This is a genomic window from Paenibacillus arenilitoris (genome assembly GCF_014705655.1).
Taxonomy (GTDB): domain Bacteria; phylum Bacillota; class Bacilli; order Paenibacillales; family Paenibacillaceae; genus Pristimantibacillus; species Pristimantibacillus arenilitoris.
In genome coordinates this window covers 1-1,940 of the sequence record NZ_JACXIY010000078.1, presented here as the reverse complement: position 1 = coordinate 1,940, position 1,940 = coordinate 1, and the positions used below count along the sequence as shown (strand labels likewise).

Annotated in this window: 1 protein-coding gene; it reads left to right on the top strand. The window is 58.9% G+C overall.

The genetic code is table 11. From position 1 onward, the window contains the following. Window positions 1–228: 228 nt before the first annotated feature. A complete protein-coding gene (locus IDH41_RS30980) occupies window positions 229–1,143 on the top strand; it encodes a patatin-like phospholipase family protein (protein WP_190868224.1) in 915 nt (304 codons plus the stop codon). Window positions 1,144–1,940 lie beyond the last annotated feature (797 nt).

Here is a 1,940-nt window from a genome sequence, read left to right as displayed (position 1 = left end):
AAGAGCATCGGAAAGCCGTATGCGGGAAAACCGCACGTACGGTTTGATGAGGAGGGGCTGGTCACCCCAGCCCTTTACTCTACTACAATGTACGGGAGACCTTGATGAGCGCCGGTTTCCCTCCCCTTCCTCCCGATTCAATCATGAATTCGGCAAAAAGCGATATTTATATAGTAGTATCCCCGTAAACATGCGTTTCGCCCGGGGAAGGCCGAAGGGAGGGCGTCTATGAAAGCCGATGCCGTATTCGAAGGCGGAGGGGTCAGAGGAATCGCTTTTATCGGGGCGGTACAGGAAATGGAGAAGAAGGGCGTGGAGTGGCAGCGCCTGGCGGGCACGTCGGCGGGCTCGGTGGTGGCCGCGCTGCTCGCGTGCGGATATACGGGCCTTGAGCTGAAGGAATTGATGAATACGATGGATTATGCCCGGCTGCGCGGAAAGACGTGGGTCCATTCGCTGCCGCTGATCGGCAAAGTCATCACGCTGCTTCGGCGGTCGGGCATCTACCGGAACGACCCGCTCGAGGAGCAGATGGCGTATTGGCTGAGGCAGAAAGGGGTGGCGACGTTCGGCGATCTGCCGGACGGCAAGCTCAAAATCATCGCGTCGGACATCAGCAGCGGCAAGATGCTCATTCTCCCCGACGATCTCCCCCGCTACCATCTGAACCCGGCCAAATTCCCGATCGCCGCCGCCGTCCGGATGAGCTCGACGATCCCTTATTTCTTCCAGCCTTACCGGCTCCGGACGAAGCTGAGAAGGAAGCCTTACTATGTACTCGACGGCGCGCTGCTCAGCAATTATCCGGTCTGGATCTTCGACGTCGAGGGCGTTCCGCGCTGGCCGACCTTCGGCTTCCGCCTGCTCGGCGAGCAGGAGTTGACGCCTCCCTACGATATTAACGGCCCGATCTCGATGCTGCGCGCCATGTTCCAGACGATGCTGCGCGCGCATGACCAGCGGCATGTCGATAAGCATTCGCGGGCGAGGACGCTGTTCATCCCGACGGGCAGGGTGACGACGACGCAGTTCGACATCGGCCCCGAGGAGCGGAATTTCCTGTACCAATCCGGAAGGGACACGGCGAGGCGGTTTCTCGCGGGCTGGGATTACGCGAAGTACGTGAAGGAATTTCGCGGTTAGCGGCGGCGGGCGCCTAAGCGAGCGTCCGCGCCGGAAAAGCAGAGCCTTGGGCGTTTGCGTAAAACGCCCAAGGCTCTTTTTTCCGTGCGGCCGACTCCAAGCGAGCATGCTGTTCCGCTCGATTGATCGCAGGGAGAAGGCCGGCCTATCCGTTGCGTAACGGACACCAGAGCCGTTATTTGGCCGAAATCGAGCCTTTGGAAAAGGTAACGGACTCGAGCGACCTTATTTCGCCTCAATGGGGCGTGTAACAAACCAATTCGTGTTAATAGCGTCTCTCATGTCCGTTAAACGCCGATAGATGCCCGTTTCAACGAAATAAGAGCGCTCAGGTCCGTTAGCAGTCATCGCGGTACAAGCCTCCCGGCCGCGAGCGGCGCAGTCCATTCCGAGCCAAGCCGGCCCGGAGGGGGTGACTGGAAGGATAGCCCGGGGCGTTTGCGCAACGTTTCGGGCTCTTTTTTCCGTGCGGCCGACTCTAAGCGAGCATGCTGTTCCGTTCGATTGATTGCAGGAGAGGCCGGCCTGTCCGTTGCGTAACGGACACCAGAGCCGTTATTTGGCCGAAATCGAGCCTTTGGAAAAGGTAACGGACTCGAGCGACCTTATTTCGCCTCAATGGGACGTGTAACAAACCAATTCGTGCCAATAACGTCTCTCATGTCCGTTAAACGCCGATAGATACCCGTTTCATCGAAATAAGAGCGCTCAGGTCCGTGCGCGCCTAGCAAAGCTGGGTACAACTAGCCGGTGAAAGTCCGGTCGGGGTAGGGGCCAAGCCGCCTCGTAGCTAGCAG

Bases quoted from the DNA above. Each gene is read 5' to 3' on its own strand.
- IDH41_RS30980 (WP_190868224.1), top strand. From the start codon at position 229: ATGAAAGCCGATGCCGTATTCGAAGGCGGAGGGGTCAGAGGAATCGCT.